We start from the raw sequence: 20,196 nt of genomic DNA, 5'->3' as shown, positions 1-20,196 counted from the left end.
CCTTAATTTAACCTTAAGAAGTGTGCTGGTTCATGATGATAAACCGGCAAATTTGACCCTTCCTCTACCAATCCTCAACGTGTCAGAAAAAGCCGACTTAGTACCCTTCTCATTTAATGTTGCGTTAAGTTAACCCGCGTATTTTGGAATAAATGGCCGTTAAATAGTGCTTAATTCCAAGGTAACATAATGAATTTTCTACCATTCTCACGGCCCTCGTTGGGTGAAGAAGAGTTAGCCGCCATTAAATCGGTGTTTGAGTCGGGTTGGATCACCACCGGCCCGAAAAATGCCGAACTGGAAGAGGCTTTTTGCCAGCTCACTGGCAATCAGCATGCGATTGCTGTCAGCTCCGCCACGGCGGGGATGCACGTCACGCTGCTGGCGCTGGGCATCCAGCCTGGCGATGAGGTGATCACGCCTTCGCTGACCTGGGTTTCCACCATCAACATCATCACGCTACTGGGTGCGACGCCGGTGATGATCGATATCGACCGCGACACCTTGATGGTAACGCCGGAGCTGATTGAAGCGGCGATCACGCCGCGTACGCGCGCCATCATTCCGGTGCATTACGCTGGCGCGCCCGCTGATGTAGATGCTATTCGCGCCATCGGTGAGCGCCATGGCATTCCGGTGATTGAAGATGCGGCGCACGCCGCAGGCTGTTATTACAAAGGAAAGCACGTTGGTCAGCAGGGCACGGCGATCTTCTCCTTCCACGCCATCAAAAACATGACCTGCGCCGAAGGTGGCTTGATTGTCACCGATGATGCGGCGTTGGCCGACCGCATGCGCAGCCTGAAATTCCACGGACTTGGCGTCGATGCGTACGATCGCCACACGCACGGCCGCAAGCCGCAGGCCGAAGTGATCATGCCGGGTTTTAAATACAACCTGCCAGATATCAGCGCAGCGATTGCTTTGGTGCAGCTGAAAAAGCTGCCCGCCATCAATCAGCGCCGCGCGGCGATTGCGCAGCGCTATCTCACTGAACTGGCGAATACGCCGTTTCTGCCGCTGGCGCAGCCAGAATGGTCACATCAACACGCGTGGCATCTGTTCATTATTCGCGTTGATGAGGCGCAGTGCGGCATCAGTCGTGATGCGCTTATGGAAACCTTGAAAGCACAGGATATCGGCACCGGGCTGCATTTCCGTGCCGCGCACACCCACAAATATTATCGCGAACGCTATCCGCAACTCTCGTTGCCGCACACCGAATGGAATAGCGATCGCATCTGCTCAATCCCGTTGTTCCCTGATATGCGCGATGAAGATGTCACGCGCGTGATTAGCGCATTACGTCAGATCGCTGGAGTTTGACATGCTGGAAGAAAAAACCATTCGCAAAGTTTCCGTGGTGATCCCGGTGTACAACGAAGAGGAGAGCCTGCCGGAGCTGGTGCGTCGCACCGATGCAGCCTGCGCAGGATTAAATCTGGCGTACGAGATTCTGCTGGTCGATGACGGCAGCAGCGATCGCTCGGGCGAGATGATTGCCGATGCCGCCGATATGCCGGGCAGCCATGTGGTTGGCGTGTTGCTGAACCGTAATTACGGTCAGCACTCGGCGATCATGGCGGGCTTTAGCCACGTCAGCGGCGACCTGATCATCACGCTGGATGCCGATCTGCAAAACCCGCCGGAAGAGATCCCGAACCTGGTGAAAGCGGCTAAGCAGGGTTATGACGTGGTGGGCACCGTGCGTCAAAACCGCCAGGACAGCTGGTTCCGTCGTCGCGCCTCACGCACCATCAATCATCTGATTCAGCGCGTCACCGGCAAAGCGATGGGCGATTACGGCTGCATGCTGCGCGCTTATCGCCGCCATATCGTCGATGCGATGCTGAACTGCCACGAACGCAGCACCTTTATTCCCATCCTCGCCAACACCTTCGCGCGCCGCACCACCGAGCTGCCGGTGGCGCACGCCGAGCGCGAATTTGGCGATTCGAAGTACAGCTTTATGCGGCTGATTAACCTGATGTTTGACCTGGTCACTTGCCTGACCACCACGCCGCTGCGCTTGCTGAGTATCGTCGGAAGCCTGATTGCGCTGGCCGGTTTTGCCTTCTCGCTGATTCTGATTGTGCTGCGTCTGTTCCTCGGCGCGGTATGGGCCGGTGACGGCGTGTTCCTGCTGTTCGCGGTGCTGTTTATTTTTGTCGGCGCGCAGTTCATCGGTATGGGATTACTCGGCGAATACATCGGCCGCATTTACAACGACGTACGCGCCCGTCCGCGCTACTTCATCCAACGTGTGATTCACCCACAGCAAAACGCCTCATCTGTACAGGAAATTGAGCAATGAAAACTGTCGTCTTCGCCTACGCCGAAATGGGCTGTGCGGGTATTTCTGCACTTCTGAACACTGGCTATGAAATCAGCGCTATTTTCACCCACTCAGACACAGGAACTGAGAGCCACTTTTTCGACTCCGTTGCGCGTTTAGCCGCTGAGCAGGGCATTCCGGTCTATGCGCCGGAGGATGTCAATCATCCGCTGTGGGTCGATCGCATTAAAACCATGGCACCGGATTACATCTTCTCCTTCTATTACCGCGCTTTGTTAAACGACTGCATTCTCAGCTGTGCGCGTTTGGGTGCCTATAACCTGCACGGTTCGCTGCTGCCCAAATATCGTGGCCGCGCACCGCTGAACTGGGTGCTGGTCAATGGCGAAACCGAAACCGGCGTAACGCTGCACCGCATGGTGAAGCGCGCCGATGCCGGTGACATCGTGGCGCAACAGCGCGTGGCGATTGACGAGCAGGACAACGCGTTAACGCTGCATCGCAAGCTGGTTGCCTGTGCAACGCAGGTGCTGGAAGGCGCATTACCGGCGGTGAAACGCGGCGATATCGTTACCACACCACAAAATGAGCGCGAAGCCACGGTTGTGGGGCGCCGCACGCCAGAAGATGGCCGCATTAAATGGGAACAACCGGCGCACACGGTCAATAATCTGGTGCGCGCGGTGACCTATCCGTGGCCCGGCGCGTTCGCCTATGCCGGAACGGTGAAATTCGTGGTGTGGAAAAGTCGCGTACACAGCACTGAACATCAGGCCAAACCGGGTACCGTGCTTTCTGTTGAGCCATTCCTGATCGCCTGCGCTGAAGGCGCGCTGGAAGTGGTGACCGGTCAAAGCGATAACGGCGTGTTCATGAACGGCAGCCAGCTGGCGCAAAACCTCGGTATGGTGAAGGGCGCCTTGCTCTATTCTCAGCCGGTGGCGGCGGTGAAACGACGCACGCGCGTGCTGATTCTCGGCGTGAACGGTTTTATCGGTAACCACCTCACCGAGCGTCTGCTGCAGGATGATAACTTCGAAGTCTACGGTTTAGACATCGGTTCTGACGCCATCAGCCGTTTCCTCGATCAGCCACGCTTCCACTTTGTCGAAGGCGACATCAGCATTCACTCAGAATGGATCGAGTATCACATTAAGAAGTGCGACGTGGTGTTGCCATTGGTGGCCATCGCCACGCCGATTGAGTACACACGCAATCCGCTGCGCGTGTTTGAGCTCGACTTTGAAGAGAACCTCAAAATCATTCGTGACTGCGTGAAGTACAAAAAGCGCATCATTTTCCCATCGACTTCCGAAGTGTACGGCATGTGTACCGATCAGCATTTCGATGAGGATCACTCTAATCTGGTGGTTGGGCCGATCAATAAACAGCGCTGGATATATTCGGTGTCTAAGCAGCTGCTGGACCGCGTGATTTGGGCTTACGGTGAGAAAGAAGGGCTGCGCTTTACGCTGTTCCGTCCATTTAACTGGATGGGGCCGCGCCTCGATAATCTGAATGCCGCGCGTATCGGCAGTTCTCGTGCTATCACGCAGCTGATCCTTAATCTGGTGGAAGGCTCACCAATTAAGCTGATTGATGGCGGCGCACAGAAGCGCTGCTTCACCGATATTCGCGACGGCATCGAAGCGCTGTTCCGTATTATCGAAAACAAACAGAACAACTGCGACGGCCAGATCGTCAACATCGGTAACCCGGATAACGAAGCCAGCATCAAAGAGTTGGCCGAGCGTCTGCTGGCGAGTTTCGAACGTCACCCGCTGCGCAGCAACTTCCCGCCGTTTGCCGGCTTCCGTGAAGTGGAGAGCAGCAGCTATTACGGCAAAGGTTATCAGGACGTGGAACACCGTAAGCCGTCGATCAAAAACGCGCGTCGTCTGCTGGACTGGACACCAACCGTAGAGATGGATACCACCATCGATAACACGCTGGACTTCTTCCTGCGCACCGTTGAGCTACAGGATAAACCATGAAGAAAGTCGGTTTGCGTGTCGATGTCGATACCTGGCGCGGCACCCAACTTGGCGTGCCGGCGTTACTGGAGCAATTCAGTTTGCATCAGCTGCAGGCCAGTTTTTTTTTCAGCGTTGGGCCGGACAATATGGGGCGCCACTTGTGGCGCCTGTTAAAACCGCGTTTCCTGTGGAAAATGCTGCGGTCGCGCGCCGCATCACTCTACGGCTGGGATATTTTGCTGGCCGGCACCGCCTGGCCGGGACGTGAGATTGGTCGCGGTCTGGAGGAGATCATCAGCGCCACCGCCGATCATCATGAAGTCGGTTTGCATGCGTGGGATCACTTTGCCTGGCAAACCTGGGCGGGTGTGTGGCCGCAAGAGAAACTGGTTGAGCAAATTGCGCGCGGTAAACAGGCGCTGGAAGCGATAATCGGTGACAATGTCACCTGTTCAGCGGTGGCGGGCTGGCGCGCTGATGGTCGCGTGGTGGCTGCCAAGCAGCAGTTTGATTTCAGCTATAACAGTGATTGTCGCGGCAGCGGCCCATTTATACCGATTCTCAGTGATGGCAGCCACGGCACGGTACAAATCCCGGTGACCTTGCCGACCTGGGATGAAGTGGTTGGGCAATCGGTGAGCGCGGAAGGTTATAACGACTTCATTCTCGAGCAGATCCATGCCGCAAGCGGTTCGCCGGTTTACACCATTCATGCCGAAGTGGAAGGGATTGTCGGGCTTGAGGCGTTCGCCGATCTGCTGAGGCGTGCGGAGCAGCAAGACATTCAGTTTTGTCCACTCAGCGCCTTGTTACCCGACGATCTCACTACGCTGCCACGGGGCAACATCGTGCGCGGGCATATTCCCGGGCGTGAAGGCTGGCTAGGCTGCCAGCGCTAATTTTTACAGGAACCACGGATGCGTACAGTCACTAAAACCGCGTTACCCCTCGCGCTCTTCGCGCTGTTTTACCTGATCCCGATTGAGTTCCGCGCCTTGTGGCAGCCGGACGAAACCCGCTATGCCGAAATCAGCCGGGAAATGCTATTTAGCGGCAATTGGGTAGTGCCGCACTTCTTCGATCTGCGCTACTTCGAGAAACCGATCGCCGGTTATTGGGTCAATAACCTCGGCCAGTTGCTGTTTGGTCACACTAACTTTGGCGTGCGCGCCGGATCGATTTTCAGCACCACGTTGAGCGCGGTATTGGTGTATTGGCTCGGCACGCAGATGTTCGCCAGCCGTAAAATCGCGCTGAGCGGCAGCATGATTTTTCTCACCTCGTTGCTGGTGTACGGCGTCGGCACCTACGCGGTGCTCGATCCGATCCTGACGCTGTGGCTGGTCGCGGCGATGTGCAGTTACTGGCTGGCGTCGCAGGCCAGCAGCACGCGGCAACGATTAATCGGATATGTTTTGCTGGGTGCGGCCTGCGCGATGGGCTTTATGACCAAAGGTTTTCTCGCGCTGGCGGTGCCGGTACTGGCGATTCTACCTTGGGCCATTTGGCAACGTCGCTTTGGCGAACTGCTGCGTTGGGGGCCGCTGACGATGTTGGTCGCTGCGCTGCTCAGCACGCCTTGGGCGCTGGCGATCAATCAACAGGAAGGGGATTTTTGGCACTACTTCTTCTGGGTCGAGCATATTCAGCGTTTCGCTGAGTCGGACGCGCAGCACAAAGCGCCATTCTGGTACTACATTCCGGTGTTGCTGGCGGGCACTTTGCCGTGGCTGGCGCTGCTGCCGGGATCGCTGATTGGCGCGTGGCGTCAGCGCAGCCAGCAAGCCGGGCCGATCTATTTATTGAGCTGGGTGCTGCTGCCGCTGCTGTTTTTCAGCATCGCCAAAGGCAAGTTGCTGACCTATATTCTGCCGTGTTTCGCACCGCTTGCGCTGCTGATGGCGCATTACGCACACAGCGGTTCGGCGCAGGTGATTAAAGCGTTAAAGGTAAACGGTTGGATCAATCTGCTGTTCGGTTTGATCACCACCATAGTGGTTTTAGTGGTGCTGGCCCCCTGGGGCGTTGCGCATCGTCCGGTTTATAGCGGCGATGAAGGGATGGGTGTGCTCTGTGCGGTGCTCGCCTTTATAGGTTGGGGCGTGATGGGCTGGCTAAGCCGCAAGCCGGAGAAGGGTCGCTGGCAGTTAGCCGCGCTTTGTCCGTTGGCGCTGGCGCTACTGGTGGGATTTGCCATTCCTGACAAGGTGCGCGATTCCAAGCAGCCGCAGAGTTTTGTTAGTGCGGTACACGATCAGCTGGCGGATAGTCGATATCTACTGGCCAACAATCCGGGCGTGGCATCGGCGGTGGCCTGGGAACTGCAGCGCAGCGACATCAATTTCTACGATGCCAAAGGTGAGTTGCAATATGGCCTGAGCTACCCGGATGCACAGTCACACTATATAAATGCAGATAGCTTTGCCGACTGGCTGCGTATCCATCGTCGTCTGGGCAAGGTTTCGCTGGTGTTGATGCTGAATGCCAGCGACAGCACGCCGGATAAAAACCTACCGGAACCGGATGATGTCTATCGTCAGGGCCGCCTGGTTTACTACGGCTACGATGCGAAACCATGAATCTGCTGCTGATTTTACTGGTGAGCGTGCTGAGCTGTGCCGCTCAACTGTGTCAGAAGCAGGCGGCCCATCTCGGCATCAAAAAGGGGATTTCCTGGCTGGCGCTCAGCATCCTGCTGCTCGGTATCGGCATGCTGCTGTGGCTGGCGGTATTGCGCGTGGTGCCGGTGAGCGTGGCGTATCCGATGCTGAGTCTTAACTTTGTGTTGGTGGCGATCGCCGCGCGTCTGCTCTGGCGCGAAACCTACAGCGTGCAGCAGTGGATCGGTACGTTGGCGATTGTTGCTGGCGTGGCGCTGATGGGAAGTCATTTATGAAAGGCGTGATGCTGGCGCTGTGCAGCGTGTTGCTGGTTTCGCTGGCGCAGCTGGTGCTGCGGTTGGCGATGCTGGATTTCCCGCCATTAAGCGAATTGCTGAGTGTGCAGCACTGGAAACCGCTGCTGCTGTTGGCGATGGGCCTCGGAGCGTATGCGCTGTCGATGCTGTGCTGGATGCTGGCGCTGCGCCATTTGCCGCTTAACCGGCTCTACCCGCTGCTCAGTTTGAGTTATATATTGGTGTGGCTGGCCGCGATTTACTTGCCGATGCTGGGTGAAGCCTTCCGCTGGAGCAGCTTTGCTGGCGTGGTGCTGATCGTGTTTGGCTTAATGCTGGTTTCGCTGCCGCGCCGTAGGTGATGGTGTTTATTTATGCACATACCTTAGCGGCGCAATTTATTGCGCAGTAAATTGCGCCGCTACGGTATGTGTGCTCGAAGATGCTTCTCCCCTAAATCCGCCAGCGACGCCGCGCCTAACATGCCTAAATCACGGCTCACCTCGCTGGTAATCAAATCAATGGCTAAATTGACACCCGCTAAACCGCCCACCGCACAAGCATAATTAAACGGTCGCCCGACAAAACAGGCTTGCGCGCCCAGCGCGATGGCTTTGATGGCGTCGATGCCGCGGCGAATCCCGCTATCAAACATCACCGTCATTTCACCGGCCGCTTCGACGATTTCCGGCAGCACATACAACGGTGGGATCACCGTATCCAGCTGTCGGCCGCCGTGATTGGAGACCACAATGCCGTCGATGCCGATGGCTTTACAGCGCAGTGCATCGTTGCGGCTGAGAATGCCTTTAATCACCATCGCGCCAGGCCAGCGCGCGCGGATATGCCCGATATGCTGCCAGGTTAAGTGGCTGCGGCCGCTGAAATCCCGCACCGCGTTTTTCGAAAACAGCGGCGCGCCACGTTGCGCATTATTGTTCTCAAAATAGGGCATGCCGCTTTTCAGCAGTGTTTTAAATAAAGTTCCGGTTAACCAGCGCGGATGCGTAATGCCTTGCCACGCCAGACGCAGGCTGGGACGGAACGGCGTGGCAAATCCGGCGCGCACGTTGTTTTCCCGATTGGCTTTAACTGGCGTATCGACGGTGATCACCAGCACCGGGATGGCGGCACGCTTCACGCGGTCAATCAGCGCATCAATCTCCTCCAGCGTTTTCGGCAGATACGCCTGGAACCACATATCAGGATTCACCTGCGCCACATCTTCCAGCCGCGTCAGCGAAGAGCCGCTCATGATAAACGGCACCTTCTTCTCCATCGCCGCGCGGGCCAGCGTGCAATCGCCGTCAAACCCGGTTAACGCCGAGATGCCCATTGGCGCGATGCCAACCGGTGCCGCGTAGCGCTGGCCAAACAGCTCAACTGCAATGCTGCGCTGCGACACATCCACCATGTTTTCCGGGATCAGGTTGTAGCGTGCATAAGACGCCAGCGTGTTGCGCAGTGCGATATTGTCCTCGACGCCGCCAGAGACGTAGGCGAACAGCGGATGCGGCAGATAACGTTGGGCGTACTTCTCGAAGTCGTTCAGGGACAGGCAACGCGACTGCATATTGCGCATGAAGGTGATGATCCAATTGGGGGAAAAGGCAGCGGAAAACCAAAGGAATCAATGCTATTGCACTGGCGGGATTTCACAAATCTATAATCTGGCAATGTTAATGCAGTATTTGCATAAAGGCGGTCACCATAAATGTCGACCAAGTGCGCATTTATGCGCACCATTTCAAATAATCTTAATTAACCGTGAATGAATAATGCATTTAAATTAATAAAGAATAACCATATTTGGCTGGCACTAATTATCACGCTATTTCATTGATCTAATATGAATTGGCATCAAAGGTAGATGATTGTTAACTGCTGAATAACAACGGTAAATTCCTAATTTGACTTAATCTCAGCTTAATCCTTTAACCCGATCTAGACGTTTTCTTTACAAAGTGTTGAGATAACTCAATTCATTGCTGCACGCATCTCCTGTTTTCAATATCACTTTCTAAAAAACGTCATGCCTGGCGGCGTTTCGCCATGCCGAAAATTTTATTTTCTCTCTGGAGGAAAGGATGTTGTTCAAATTAAAACCGCTCGTTATCAGTTTACTCGCCGCGCAAGGCATGATGATTCCTGCGCTGCCAAGCTGGGCCGCCGTGATTCAGCCGTTCACGCCGGAAAAGAATGACAACAAAGTCGGCGTGTTTTGCGTGTGCAATGGCAGCACGCAATCGTTAACCGGATTGCCGCAGTTCGCGCCCGGCAAAAGTGGCGCAGTGTCCACCACGCTGGGGCAGTTACAGGATCAAGGAAGGCTGTTTTCCGACACCTTAACCGGCCGAGAACGGCTTTCGCTCGGGGCGCAGAATAACGAGATGTTTATTTCTGATGTCGCCAATGGCCTGTATAGCCATTACTCCACCTACAACACGGCGGCGCTGAGCAATCTGGCACCGATTGGGCTCGATCAGGCAGTCACTGATTATGAAGAGGTGAACGATCAGCAATATCTCAACGCGCGCGTGGCGTCGGTAAGTAATGGCACCATCAATGTGCAACTCGGCACGCCGGGCGCATCCACGCAGGATAATGGCTGGGAAATGGCGGCTAAACAGAGCCGCTTATTTTCCGCCATCGGCAGCGGCAATATGAACTGGGACGCTGATAACCGCATCGATTTTACCGCCATTCAGGCACCCAACGGCGCGCGCTGGGCGTACAGCGATGACCAACTGGTCAATTACAGCGGCGATTTCAGCGTCACCACCAAAGATGGCAGCGTCACGAATTTCAACGTCACCAATCTGAGCGAACTGCAACAGTACAACGATTGGCTGATCGCGCAGTTGCAGACGGCTAATCTCGATCCCGCCAGCTACAACAACGAATTCGACAAAGCCTTCAGCTTCACCAGCGGCAGCGTGGTGTGGGCGCTGAATACCCGCGATCCCGATGATGAAGTGTTCCAACCGATTGGCGAACGCATTGTGCTGAGCGCCGATGGCGCTAAAGCGACCGCCACCATCAATGCTGGCAAAACGCTGGAAGTGGTCAACGCTAACGGCGGCGCAATGCGCGCGGATAATGGCGCTACCGCCACTATTAACGGCAAACTCTCCAGCACCGGCAACAATTTAACGGACAACGACGCGCTGGTGTTAACCAACGGCAGCAGCGGCATCAATAATGGCGTGATCAACGGCGGTTTCTTCAATAACGCCGACGGTAGCGGCGTGGATAGCAGCACGCTGGGCTTTAACGCGGCAACCGTGGCGGTGAACAACAGCCGCTTTACCAACAATGGCGTGCTCAATCATGCCTTATCCGACGGCTCAAGTGCGCTGACGTTGCGCGATGGCAGCGCGGTGAATAATGGCACCGTCAATCTCGGTGTTACTAATACCGTGGGAAGCGGCAGCAGCGCTGGCGTGGTACTGAGCGGCACGACATCGAGTTTCATCAATAACGGCACGTTTTATATCGGACGCACGCCGCAAAACAGCGCGACACATGCTACTGCAGATGTGGCGATCAACCAGACCGGCGGCACGCGCGGGATTTCGCAACTGTTTGATTCCAGCGCGGTGAATAACGGTCATATCGTTATCGGTTCTCTGGTGCAGAACGCCACCGCGATGCGGGTTGAGAACGCGCCGGATGCCGTGACGCTCAACAATGGCGTGATTGATGTGAACGGTCGCGCACAGTTTAAACCAGCTGAAAATATCGCCATGCAGGTGATTAATTCCGGTAGCGGCGGGCAGGTGGGCAATGCCGGCATCATCAACCTAAACGGCGACAACAGCAGCAGCCTGAAAGTCACCGCAACGGCTGGGAAAAGTGCGCATGCGTGGTCAACCGGCGCGATTAACGTCAACGGTCGCGCTGATGCCCTGAATGGCACGCGCAACACCGCCGTGTGGGTGAACGGCGAAGATGGCGGCGCGGCCTCTGCCGATCTCAGTGGGCCGATTAATCTCAGCGGCGATGCGGCGATAGGCATCCGCGCCGAAGGGAATGCCACGGTGAATGTGGCGCAAAGCGCGGTGCCAACCTCGGGCCGCGGCCAATATCAGATCAATTTCCTGACCATTGGCCCAGATGCCAAACTCAACTTGCCCAGCAACGGCAGCTACGGCGCTTCTGGTTGGTATTCCACCATTTTCCGCAATCAGGATGGCGCGGATTTTGATGGTCGTGGCATGACGCTGACGCCAAATGCATCCTTCTCCACCGGCGTGTTCGGCAGCGGCGAGGGCACGGACATCAACACCAATGGCGCAACCCTGAATATTGGCGGTTACTCCACGGGAATTGTGGTCGAAGGCGGCGCGCAAGGCACCATTGATGCGGCTACGCAGCTGAATTTCGGCAACTACAACAGCCTCGCGGCGCTGGTTGATGGCAACAAACACGATCTCAGCGGCTACATCACCAACAGTCTTTTGCATCCTTTCAACAACAGCAGCCTGACTAACCATGCCGCAATGAGCAGCGATTTTGATCGCCAGATGGGATTGATTGCGCAAAACCAGGCGCAGCTGATCAATACCGGCAACATCAGCTTTGGCGGCAGCGATACGGTTGGGATTCAGTCGCTGCGGGGCGCAAACGTCACCAACAGCGGAGATATCAGCGTCAACAATGGCAGCACCGCGCTCTATGCCGAAGGTTTTTCATTCAGCGATTCGGTCCCGGCAACCATCAACAATACGGGAACGCTGAATGTTACCGCAGGTAATGCGCCTGATTATGCGCCAACGCACGGAATTTTAGGCGTGGGCGACAGTGTGGAGATCAACCAAAACGGCACTATCAATTTGTACGGCAGTAACGCCGTCGGGGTTGAATTGCTGGACGGTGGATTATTGAGGCTGGGCGAGAACAGCAAAGTGGTGTTCCATGATGAGAATCAGACCGGCTATATCTCCACCGCAGCTTTCTCCAATATCGTGACAAATGGCGGGCAAACTGACGTCAGTAAGGATGGCTCCACCTTGTATCGCATTGGGGCGGGCACGATTTTCTATCCGCTGCAACCGGCGGCGATCACCTTGAGCGGCGCGAATACCACCGGCATCAACGCCAGCGGCATGGGCACAACTATTTTTGGTAGCGATCATTATGATGTGACAGGCAATGGCGCGACAGCGGTGCGTGCGGCAGAGGGCGCATACGGCATTATCAATAACGGCATTAATTTGACTGGCGCGAATAGCGTGGGGGCGGCCACCGATGGCGGCGGTGCGGCGCTGTATATTACCGCGCCGATCACCGGTTCAGGTGACAATGTCACGGCACTCAGCAGCGGTAACGGTTCCCGCATTGATAACCAAAGTAATATTGAACTCACCGACAACAACGATGTTGGCGCCCGACTTTACTATGGCGGCAACCTTATCAATCGCGGCACGATTCACGTCAACAACGGTGTGGGCGTCGATGTTAGCAACGGTTACGGCCAATACACGCAGATGAGCGGCCAGTTACAGGTGGATAATGGTAGCGCGTTACGCGTCAGCAATGGCGGCGTGCTGAACATTGTGGGTGATGGCGCCGAGGATTATTTCAACTACACCAGCACAACCTACGCCGGTAACAATGCGGATACCGTTTTAATCGATCACGGTGCCAGCGGTTTTATCGCCGATCACGTAGTACTCAGCGCTTATAAAGGCAACGTAATTAACAACCGCGCGGAAACCAGCAATATTTCCCTTAACCGGGCACGACTTGAGATCAATGGTGGCAACGCGATACGTTCAGCCACCTCGTTTGATCCTACTGGCAGCGCCTATATTGGCGTCTCTGAAGGCGTGGGTTATCTTTTTGAAAATGAAGATGGTTCGACCACCAGTAACGATCTGCTGATTGGCCCGAATTACTACTTCTTTATCACCGGTTCCAACAGCACTGGCGTTCGTGCAAATACCACTGGCCGCGTGATCAACGAAGGTACGCTCGCGGTGTACAACGTGGACGGAATGACCGGTGGTTCCGCCATCGTTACCAGCACCGCCAGTGAAGTGATTAACCGTGGCAGCATCATTTCACTCAGTACCCAGGCACCTATTATCGATTTACGCGGCGGCCAATCGGTGTTTATCAACCAGGGCAATCTCAGCGCGCCGATCCCAGGAACCGTGATCGTGGCGGGCGGGGCGAGTAACGACCAGTTTGCGTTGCTGTCGGGCAGTGTGGTTGGTGACGTTAACACTGGTAACGGCAATGACACGCTGCAACTCTCGGGCGGCACCATTGACGGCAGTTTGACGATGGGCAGCGGAAACAATCAGGCGCTGGTCGAGAATGTCAGCCTGGCGAAAACGCGCCATATCACCACCGACAACGGCGCGGGTAGCACGCTGAGCTTCAACGACATTAATGCGCGCGGCGCTTCGCTGGCAGCAGACGATCTCAGCAAAGGCACCAATCTGGGCGGCGGCTGGAGCACCATTAACTTTTACAACACGCAATGGACGCTGACCGATAACCTCAAGCTGGCGCACAGCACCATCAACATCGGTCAGGGATCGACGTTGTTTGCAGGCGATGGCGTCAATCCGCTGCTGAGCGGCGCGACTGACGGTTCTCTGGTGGTGAATAATGCTGGCACGCTGGACCTCACCAACGGCAGCGGCGCGCCGGGTAACACCTTAACCATTAATGGTGATTTGGCCTCGACGGGCGGTCACGTGAAGCTCAATACGCCAATTGTCGCCAACGGCATCAGCGACAGCCTGCGCGTCAACGGCAATACTAGCGGTACCACGCTGCTCGACGTCACGCCGCTCGCCGGTAGCGCGGCGATCATCACGCCGGATCAAGGTATCTCGCTGGCGCAGGTTACCGGCAGCGCCAGCGCGAACAGTTTTGCGCTGAGCAACGGCTATGTGGCGAGCGGTCCGTGGCAATACGGCCTGTACGCTACGCAAAACACCGCGGCGTGGGATTACCGCCTGGCGAATAATGTTGTGACGGATACAGCGGGCAATGTGGTGCGGCCGAAGGTGACGCCGCAGATGCCTTCTTATATCTCCGCGCCGGTTGGGTTGGCCTATTACAACATGGCGGTGATGGACGATCTGCATAAGCGTTTGGGTGAGTTGCGTGCGGATAGCAGCAACGGCAGCGGCGAGATGTTTATTCGTTATCTGGGCTCCAACCTGAAGTACAAAACCAATCGCGATCTCAGCCAGTACGGCTATGACTTTGACCTCGATTACAGCGCCGTGCAGCTCGGCGGCAATCTGCTGCATCTGCAGGGCACCAGCGACAGCCTGCGCGCGGGCCTGGCTTACACGCGTGGTAACGCACGTATTCGCCCGGACGCGGTGGACGGCTACAGTTCGACCAGCTTCGATAACGATACGTTGTCGCTATACGCCACCTGGCTGCGCGACAGCGGTTTCTATCTTGATGGCGCGCTGTCGTTTGACTGGCATCGCGGCGACACCGATATCGCGCGGCAGAAAGAGGTGGGCAAGCTGAAGGGCAACGGTTGGGGCGCCTCACTGGAAACCGGTTATCCGTGGCAGTTTGCTAACGGTGTACGCATCGAGCCGCAGGCGCAGCTGATGTATTTGCAGTTGGATATGGATGATGTGGTCGATCGGGATAACACCCGCGTTAGCTGGAGCAATTACGATCAAACCATCGGCCGCGTGGGTGCGCGTCTCGATCGCACCTGGCAGGATCAGGCGGGGCAGCAATATACGCCGTATCTGCGCACCAGCTATACGCGCGGTTGGGGCGGATCGGCGACCACCCGCGCCGGCGCTAACGGATCGCCGGAGAGCGTGAATTTCGATAGCGGTAAATTTGGCCAGATGTGGGATGTCGGCATTGGCGGCACCGCAACGCTGAAGCGTGATGTTTCGTTGTACGCCGAAGCGGATTATCGTCAGGAAATAGACGGTAATGGCACCAAAGGCTGGCGTTATAATGCCGGCGTACGCTGGATGTTTTAATTCCTATGGTCGCCATTAATGGCGACCTTTTTTATTTATCCCCTCAAATCCGTCCCTAAATAAACACATTCCCCTGATGTAAATCCATCAAAATAAAAATCCCAAAATGCTTGAACTCACACTTCGAAAAACAAATTTCAAATAAAAATTAACATGAAATAAAAACACCGCTAGCGTGAGTGCTCTGTTTTGTTCTGCCGTATTTCCTTAATTTTTTTCACCAGGAGGTATTATGGAAAGAGAACTTTATATATCCACTAACACCGCTTCCGGCCCCAATAGCAACACGCGCACCGAGCCATTTGTTAAAATTATTGCGCTGGTCGCCACGCTGGGTGGATTGCTGTTTGGCTACGATACCGGCGTAGTATCAGGCGCTTTACTCTTTATGCGTGACGATCTGCAACTCACGCCCTTTACCACCGGGTTAGTCACCAGTTCACTGCTGTTTGGCGCCGCTTTTGGCGCGCTGCTCGCCGGTCATTTCGCGGACGCGCTGGGACGCCGCAAGATCATCATTTCTCTGGCCTTTATTTTTGCCCTTGGCGCCATCGGTTCGGCCTTCGCGCCGGATGTTATCTCAATGATCGCTTCACGTCTGTTCCTCGGAATCGCCGTCGGTGGCGCAGCGGCCACGGTGCCGGTGTATATCGCGGAAATTGCCCCGGCAAACAAGCGCGGTCAACTGGTGACCTTGCAGGAGCTGATGATTGTTTCAGGTCAGCTGCTGGCGTACGTGTCCAACGCCACTTTCAATGAAATCTGGGGTGGAGAACACACGTGGCGCTGGATGATCGCTATCTCAACTGTGCCAGCGGTATTGCTGTGGTTGGGCATGATCTTTATGCCGGAAAGCCCGCGCTGGCATGTAATGCGCGGTAATAGCCAGCAAGCACGCAAAGTACTGGAGAAAACCCGCGCGGCCGATGACGTCGAATGGGAGCTGGAAGAGATAGAAGAAACCATCGAAGAGAACCGGCAACAGGGCAAAGGCCGCCTGCGCGATTTGCGTACGCCGTGGCTGCGCAAAGTGTTCCTGCTTGGTATCGGCATCGCGGCGATTCAGCAGCTGACCGGCGTCAACACCATCATGTATTACGCGCCTACCATGCTGACGGCAACCGGCTTGAGCAACGATGCCGCGCTGTTCGCCACCATCGCCAACGGCGTGATTTCGGTGCTGATGACGCTGATCGGTATCTGGATGATCGGCAAAATCGGCCGTCGTCCGCTGGTACTGGTTGGTCAGATGGGCTGCACCGCGTGCCTGTTTTTTATCGCCGCGGTGTGTTTCTTCATGCCGGAATATCACCCGGCAGGCGACGTCAATCTGCTGCGCGCCTATCTGGTGCTGGCGGGCATGCTGATGTTTCTGTGCTTCCAGCAAGGCGCGTTGTCGCCAGTTACCTGGCTATTACTTTCCGAGATCTTTCCAGCGCGGATGCGCGGTATTTGCATGGGCGGCGCGGTATTTGCGTTGTGGATGGCCAACTTCGCCATTTCCATGGCGTTCCCGTTGCTGTTGGCGGCATTTGGTCTGGCCGGTGCCTTCTTAACCTTTGCCGTGATTGGTATTGGGGGATCGATGTTCGTGTTGCGCACCATCCCGGAAACCAAAGGACGCAGCCTGGAACAGGTCGAGCACTATTTCCATGAGTTGTACAAATGATGTTGCATTGATGTAAATCAATCAAGGTTCTGGCAGAGCAGCAAAACAACATCGCTTACTATCGCAAGATATCGACGCGACATAACAAAACAGAAGCTAATAAATATTACTCTTTCAGGATAGAACACACTATGACCTACAAAATAAGCCATGACCGACTCTGCGTTAATCGTAAAATCGCGCCTAATCTTAGTCTCGAGCGTTTTTTCTCGCTAGTTGAAAAGCTGGGGTTAAATAAAGTCGAAATCCGCAATGATATGAAAAGTGGTAGCGTGACCGATAATTTAACAGGCGAAGAAGTTCGCCATCTCGCGACGCAGCATGCTTTTACCATTGAAACTATTAATGCGGTTTATCCGTTTAACCAATTAAGCGATGACGTGCTGGAGAAAACGCGCGCTTTATTAAAAGACGCGCGTGCCACCGGTGCGAAAGCGTTAGTCCTTTGCCCACTGAATGACGGCACCGTTATTTCCCAGCAGCAAACCGTCGATGCGTTAAAAACGCTGGCGCCACTGTTTGCCGAATATGGCATTGCCGGTCTGGTGGAGCCGCTCGGTTTCCCGCAAAGCTCGCTGCGTTCAGCGGCTCTGGCACAGCAGTTGATCAAACAAGCCGGCGCGCCGTTCAAAATCGTATTGGATACCTTTCACCATCATTTGTACGAAGGGGCTGAACAAGACTTTGCTGGCGGCATCGACGTCAACAATATCGGGCTGGTGCATTTGTCCGGCGTGACCCACGCGCGCCCAACGCATCAGTTAACCGACGAAGAGCGCATCATGTTAAGCGCCGACGATGTGCTGAAATCGAAACAACAAGTGCAGCGTCTGGAAGAGATGGGCTATCGCGGCATTTACGCTTTCGAACCGTTTTCGTCGGTGATGGATAACTGGAGCGAAGAACAAATTGCTCGTGAAATCCACTCCAGCATTGCTTACCTGAATAACTAAGGAACACTTCCATGACGCTCAATATCGGTGTAATTGGCACGGGCGCGATCGGTCGCGAACACATTCGTCGTTGTAGCCAGGTGCTGCAACATTCGCGTGTGGTGGCGCTGAATGACATCAACCGCAGCAACTGCGAGCAGATCATCCACGATCTCGGCATTCAGGCGGAGATTTACGACAACGCACATGATCTGATTAACGCGCCAGAGGTGCAGGCGATTCTGGTCACCTCGTGGGGCCCAACCCATGAAGAGTTTGTGTTGGCAGCGATCAAAGCCGGCAAGGCGGTGTTCTGCGAAAAGCCGCTGGCGGTCACCGCGCAGGGTTGTATGAACATCGTGGAAGCGGAAATCGCCGCCGGTAAGAAGCTGGTGCAGGTCGGCTTTATGCGTCCTTACGACGCGGGCTACCGCGCGCTGAAGGCGGTGATTGAGAACGGTGACATCGGCGAACCGCTGATGCTGCACTGCGCGCATCGCAATCCCGAAGTCGGCGATTCCTACACTACTGATATGGCGATCACCGATACGTTGATTCATGAGCTTGATGTGCTGCGCTGGTTGCTGAAAGATGATTACGTCAGTGCACAGGTGATCTACCCGCGCTCAACCAGTAAAGCCGCTTCGCATCTGAAAGATCCGCAAATCGTGCTGCTGGAAACCGCCAAAGGCGTGCGCATCGACGTTGAAATCTTCGTTAACTGCGCTTACGGCTACGATATTCAGTGTGAAGTGGTCGGCGAAAGCGGTATTGCGCGCCTGCCTGAACCGATGTCGGTACAAACGCGCAGCGCAGCCAAACTCTCCACCAGCATTCTTACCGACTGGAAAAAGCGTTTCATCGATGCCTATGACGTGGAGTTGCAGGACTTCATCAATAACGTGTTGTCGGGTGAGATGAGCGGCCCGTCTGCTTGGGATGGCTACGCTGCGGCGGTTGCTGCCGATGCCTGTGTTGCGGCGCAAAAATCCGGAGACATCGTACCGGTCACTATGCCAGTGAAACCGGCGTTTTATAACTAAGTTGTTTTCCCTTCCTTAAACGCGCGTCAGGTTTAACTGGCGCGCGTATTATCGCGTATCACACTCTCTTCTCAGCGTTTTCCCGTGTATCATCGCCGCCTTTAAGATGTTTTGTAGGGAATAAGTGATGACGGAGATGACATTGTCCCGCCGCCAGCCTTCCGTATGGTGGGGCGCGATGATTATTTGCGGCACCGTGGTGGGCGCAGGGATGTTTACGCTGCCGGTGGTGATGGCGGGCGCGTGGTTTGGCTGGGCGATGATGTTACTGCTGATCAGCTGGGGCGGCATGTTGCTGTCCGGCTTGTTGTTTATGCGCGTCAGCCTCACGTATCCGCCGGGCGCGGGTTACGACACCTTAACCAAAGATTTGCTTGGACGCGGCTGGGCGGCACTGAACGGCCTCAGCATCTTATTCGTCCTTGGCATCCTGACATACGCGTATATTTCAGCCAGCGGCCCGGTCTATCAGCACTCAATCAGTCAGCTGGGATTACCCATCTCAACCGCAGAAGCCAAGGTGTTGCTGACGCTGTGCGTCGCCGTCGTCGTTTGGCTCGGTACGACCGGCGTCAGTCGCCTCATGACCTTTTGTGTGCTGGCGAAAATTTTGCTGTTAATCGTGCTGTTTGGCGGCCTTTTGACACAGGTGAACATGCCGTCGTTACTGAGCGGACCCGCTGCCGGTGAACGTTACTGGCCTTATGCACTCGGCGTGCTGCCGTTTTGTCTCGCTTCGTTTGGTTACCACGGCAACATCACCGGTCTGGTGAGCTATTACGGCGGCAATAAGCAGAACATCACGCGGGCTTTGGTGTTGGGAACGCTGCTGTCGCTGGCGCTGTATCTGTTTTGGCTAACCAGCACCATGGGAAATCTACCTCGCGCCGCGTTTCCTGAGATTGTGAAGCAGGGCGGCGATATCGCTGCGCTGATGGCGGCGCTGCGTGCGCATCTGCACGTCAATGCGCTGGCGCTGATGATGTCGATCTTCTCGCATTTCGCCGTGATTGCCTCATTCCTTGGCGTCACCGCCGGTCTGTTTGATTTCATCGCCGATCGTCTGGGATTCGGGAATTCATCCGTCGCACGCCTGAAAACCGCCAGCCTGACTTTCCTGCCGCCGTTACTTGCCTCGATTTGGTGGCCGAATGGCTTTGTCGCCGCGATTGGTTTTGCCGGACTGTTTGCTACCTTGTGGGCGGTGATCATCCCCGCGCTGCTGGCATGGAAATCTCAGCAACGCTGTTCGCTGGCGGTGGCTTTTCTGTTGGTGTTTGGCGCGATGAATATATTGGCCTGGCTGTTGAGCTGGTTTGGGGTGTTACCGGAATTTGGTGGATGAGATGAGTCGCCAGAAATGGCGACTCGACTTTCAACCGGTACCTGATTAAAACAA

13 protein-coding genes are annotated in these 20,196 nt (G+C 55.5%); 12 read left to right on the top strand and 1 reads right to left on the bottom strand.

Annotated elements, in window-relative coordinates:
* The first annotated feature begins 189 nt into the window (after positions 1-189).
* From arnB to arnF, 7 genes are read left to right on the top strand one after another with little or no spacing between them, the layout of a single operon-like run.
* Positions 190-1,326, top strand: a complete 1,137-nt coding sequence (gene arnB, locus FCN45_RS22940; protein ID WP_137387424.1) for a UDP-4-amino-4-deoxy-L-arabinose aminotransferase — start codon at positions 190-192, stop codon at positions 1,324-1,326.
* A 1-nt stretch (position 1,327) separates the two neighbouring features.
* A complete protein-coding gene (arnC, locus tag FCN45_RS22935) occupies positions 1,328-2,314 on the top strand; it encodes an undecaprenyl-phosphate 4-deoxy-4-formamido-L-arabinose transferase (RefSeq protein WP_137387423.1) in 987 nt (328 codons plus the stop codon).
* Entirely contained in the window at positions 2,311-4,290 is a 1,980-nt protein-coding gene (arnA, locus tag FCN45_RS22930; RefSeq protein WP_137387422.1) for a bifunctional UDP-4-amino-4-deoxy-L-arabinose formyltransferase/UDP-glucuronic acid oxidase ArnA, read from the top strand. Before arnC ends, arnA begins: the two co-directional genes overlap by 4 nt.
* Positions 4,287-5,171, top strand: a complete 885-nt coding sequence (arnD, locus tag FCN45_RS22925; RefSeq protein ID WP_137387421.1) for a 4-deoxy-4-formamido-L-arabinose-phosphoundecaprenol deformylase — start codon at positions 4,287-4,289, stop codon at positions 5,169-5,171. The genes arnA and arnD overlap by 4 nt, the downstream gene beginning before the upstream one ends.
* Before the next feature lie 18 nt (positions 5,172-5,189).
* Positions 5,190-6,851, top strand: coding sequence for a lipid IV(A) 4-amino-4-deoxy-L-arabinosyltransferase (arnT, locus tag FCN45_RS22920; protein WP_137387420.1), 1,662 nt, complete (start codon positions 5,190-5,192; stop codon positions 6,849-6,851).
* On the top strand, positions 6,848-7,168 hold the full coding sequence (arnE, locus tag FCN45_RS22915; RefSeq protein ID WP_137387419.1) for a 4-amino-4-deoxy-L-arabinose-phosphoundecaprenol flippase subunit ArnE: 321 nt from the start codon (positions 6,848-6,850) through the stop codon (positions 7,166-7,168). The genes arnT and arnE overlap by 4 nt, the downstream gene beginning before the upstream one ends.
* Positions 7,165-7,530 (top strand): 4-amino-4-deoxy-L-arabinose-phosphoundecaprenol flippase subunit ArnF, encoded by a 366-nt coding sequence (gene arnF, locus FCN45_RS22910; protein ID WP_137387418.1) that lies wholly within the window; start codon positions 7,165-7,167, stop codon positions 7,528-7,530. Before arnE ends, arnF begins: the two co-directional genes overlap by 4 nt.
* 59 nt (positions 7,531-7,589) lie before the next feature.
* On the opposite strand, the gene FCN45_RS22905 is transcribed toward arnF, so the two are convergent.
* Positions 7,590-8,750 (bottom strand): alpha-hydroxy acid oxidase, encoded by a 1,161-nt coding sequence (locus FCN45_RS22905; RefSeq protein ID WP_137387417.1) that lies wholly within the window; start codon positions 8,748-8,750, stop codon positions 7,590-7,592.
* A gap of 505 nt (positions 8,751-9,255) precedes the next feature.
* On the opposite strand from FCN45_RS22905, the gene FCN45_RS22900 reads away from it, so the two are divergent.
* From FCN45_RS22900 to FCN45_RS22880, 5 genes are all read left to right on the top strand, one after another.
* Positions 9,256-15,153 carry an autotransporter outer membrane beta-barrel domain-containing protein gene (locus FCN45_RS22900; RefSeq protein WP_246862578.1) on the top strand — a complete coding sequence of 1,966 codons (5,898 nt, stop codon included), beginning with the start codon at positions 9,256-9,258 and terminating at the stop codon, positions 15,151-15,153.
* Between the two features lie 232 nt (positions 15,154-15,385).
* A complete protein-coding gene (locus tag FCN45_RS22895) occupies positions 15,386-16,822 on the top strand; it encodes a sugar porter family MFS transporter (RefSeq protein WP_137387416.1) in 1,437 nt (478 codons plus the stop codon).
* 131 nt (positions 16,823-16,953) lie between these two features.
* Positions 16,954-17,775, top strand: a complete 822-nt coding sequence (locus tag FCN45_RS22890; protein WP_137387415.1) for a TIM barrel protein — start codon at positions 16,954-16,956, stop codon at positions 17,773-17,775.
* 11 nt (positions 17,776-17,786) lie between these two features.
* On the top strand, positions 17,787-18,797 hold the full coding sequence (locus FCN45_RS22885; protein ID WP_137387414.1) for a Gfo/Idh/MocA family protein: 1,011 nt from the start codon (positions 17,787-17,789) through the stop codon (positions 18,795-18,797).
* 127 nt (positions 18,798-18,924) lie between these two features.
* A complete protein-coding gene (locus FCN45_RS22880) occupies positions 18,925-20,142 on the top strand; it encodes an aromatic amino acid transporter (RefSeq protein ID WP_137387413.1) in 1,218 nt (405 codons plus the stop codon).
* The last annotated feature ends 54 nt before the right edge of the window (positions 20,143-20,196 follow it).

It is taken from the genome of Pantoea sp. SO10 (assembly GCF_005281435.1).
Taxonomy (GTDB): domain Bacteria; phylum Pseudomonadota; class Gammaproteobacteria; order Enterobacterales; family Enterobacteriaceae; genus Pantoea; species Pantoea leporis.
This window is presented reverse-complemented; position numbering and strand designations above follow the sequence as displayed.

Excerpts from the sequence above, each read along its gene's own strand:
- arnA (WP_137387422.1), top strand. The coding sequence starts at position 2,311 with ATGAAAACTGTCGTCTTCGCCTACGCCGAAATGGGCTGTGCGGGTATT.
- arnT (WP_137387420.1), top strand. The coding sequence starts at position 5,190 with ATGCGTACAGTCACTAAAACCGCGTTACCCCTCGCGCTCTTCGCGCTG.
- arnD (WP_137387421.1), top strand. The coding sequence starts at position 4,287 with ATGAAGAAAGTCGGTTTGCGTGTCGATGTCGATACCTGGCGCGGCACC.
- FCN45_RS22890 (WP_137387415.1), top strand. The coding sequence starts at position 16,954 with ATGACCTACAAAATAAGCCATGACCGACTCTGCGTTAATCGTAAAATC.
- arnC (WP_137387423.1), top strand. The coding sequence starts at position 1,328 with ATGCTGGAAGAAAAAACCATTCGCAAAGTTTCCGTGGTGATCCCGGTG.
- FCN45_RS22895 (WP_137387416.1), top strand. The coding sequence starts at position 15,386 with ATGGAAAGAGAACTTTATATATCCACTAACACCGCTTCCGGCCCCAAT.
- arnE (WP_137387419.1), top strand. The coding sequence starts at position 6,848 with ATGAATCTGCTGCTGATTTTACTGGTGAGCGTGCTGAGCTGTGCCGCT.
- arnB (WP_137387424.1), top strand. The coding sequence starts at position 190 with ATGAATTTTCTACCATTCTCACGGCCCTCGTTGGGTGAAGAAGAGTTA.
- FCN45_RS22885 (WP_137387414.1), top strand. The coding sequence starts at position 17,787 with ATGACGCTCAATATCGGTGTAATTGGCACGGGCGCGATCGGTCGCGAA.
- FCN45_RS22905 (WP_137387417.1), bottom strand. The coding sequence starts at position 8,750 with ATGCGCAATATGCAGTCGCGTTGCCTGTCCCTGAACGACTTCGAGAAG.
- FCN45_RS22880 (WP_137387413.1), top strand. The coding sequence starts at position 18,925 with ATGACGGAGATGACATTGTCCCGCCGCCAGCCTTCCGTATGGTGGGGC.
- arnF (WP_137387418.1), top strand. The coding sequence starts at position 7,165 with ATGAAAGGCGTGATGCTGGCGCTGTGCAGCGTGTTGCTGGTTTCGCTG.
- FCN45_RS22900 (WP_246862578.1), top strand. The coding sequence starts at position 9,256 with ATGTTGTTCAAATTAAAACCGCTCGTTATCAGTTTACTCGCCGCGCAA.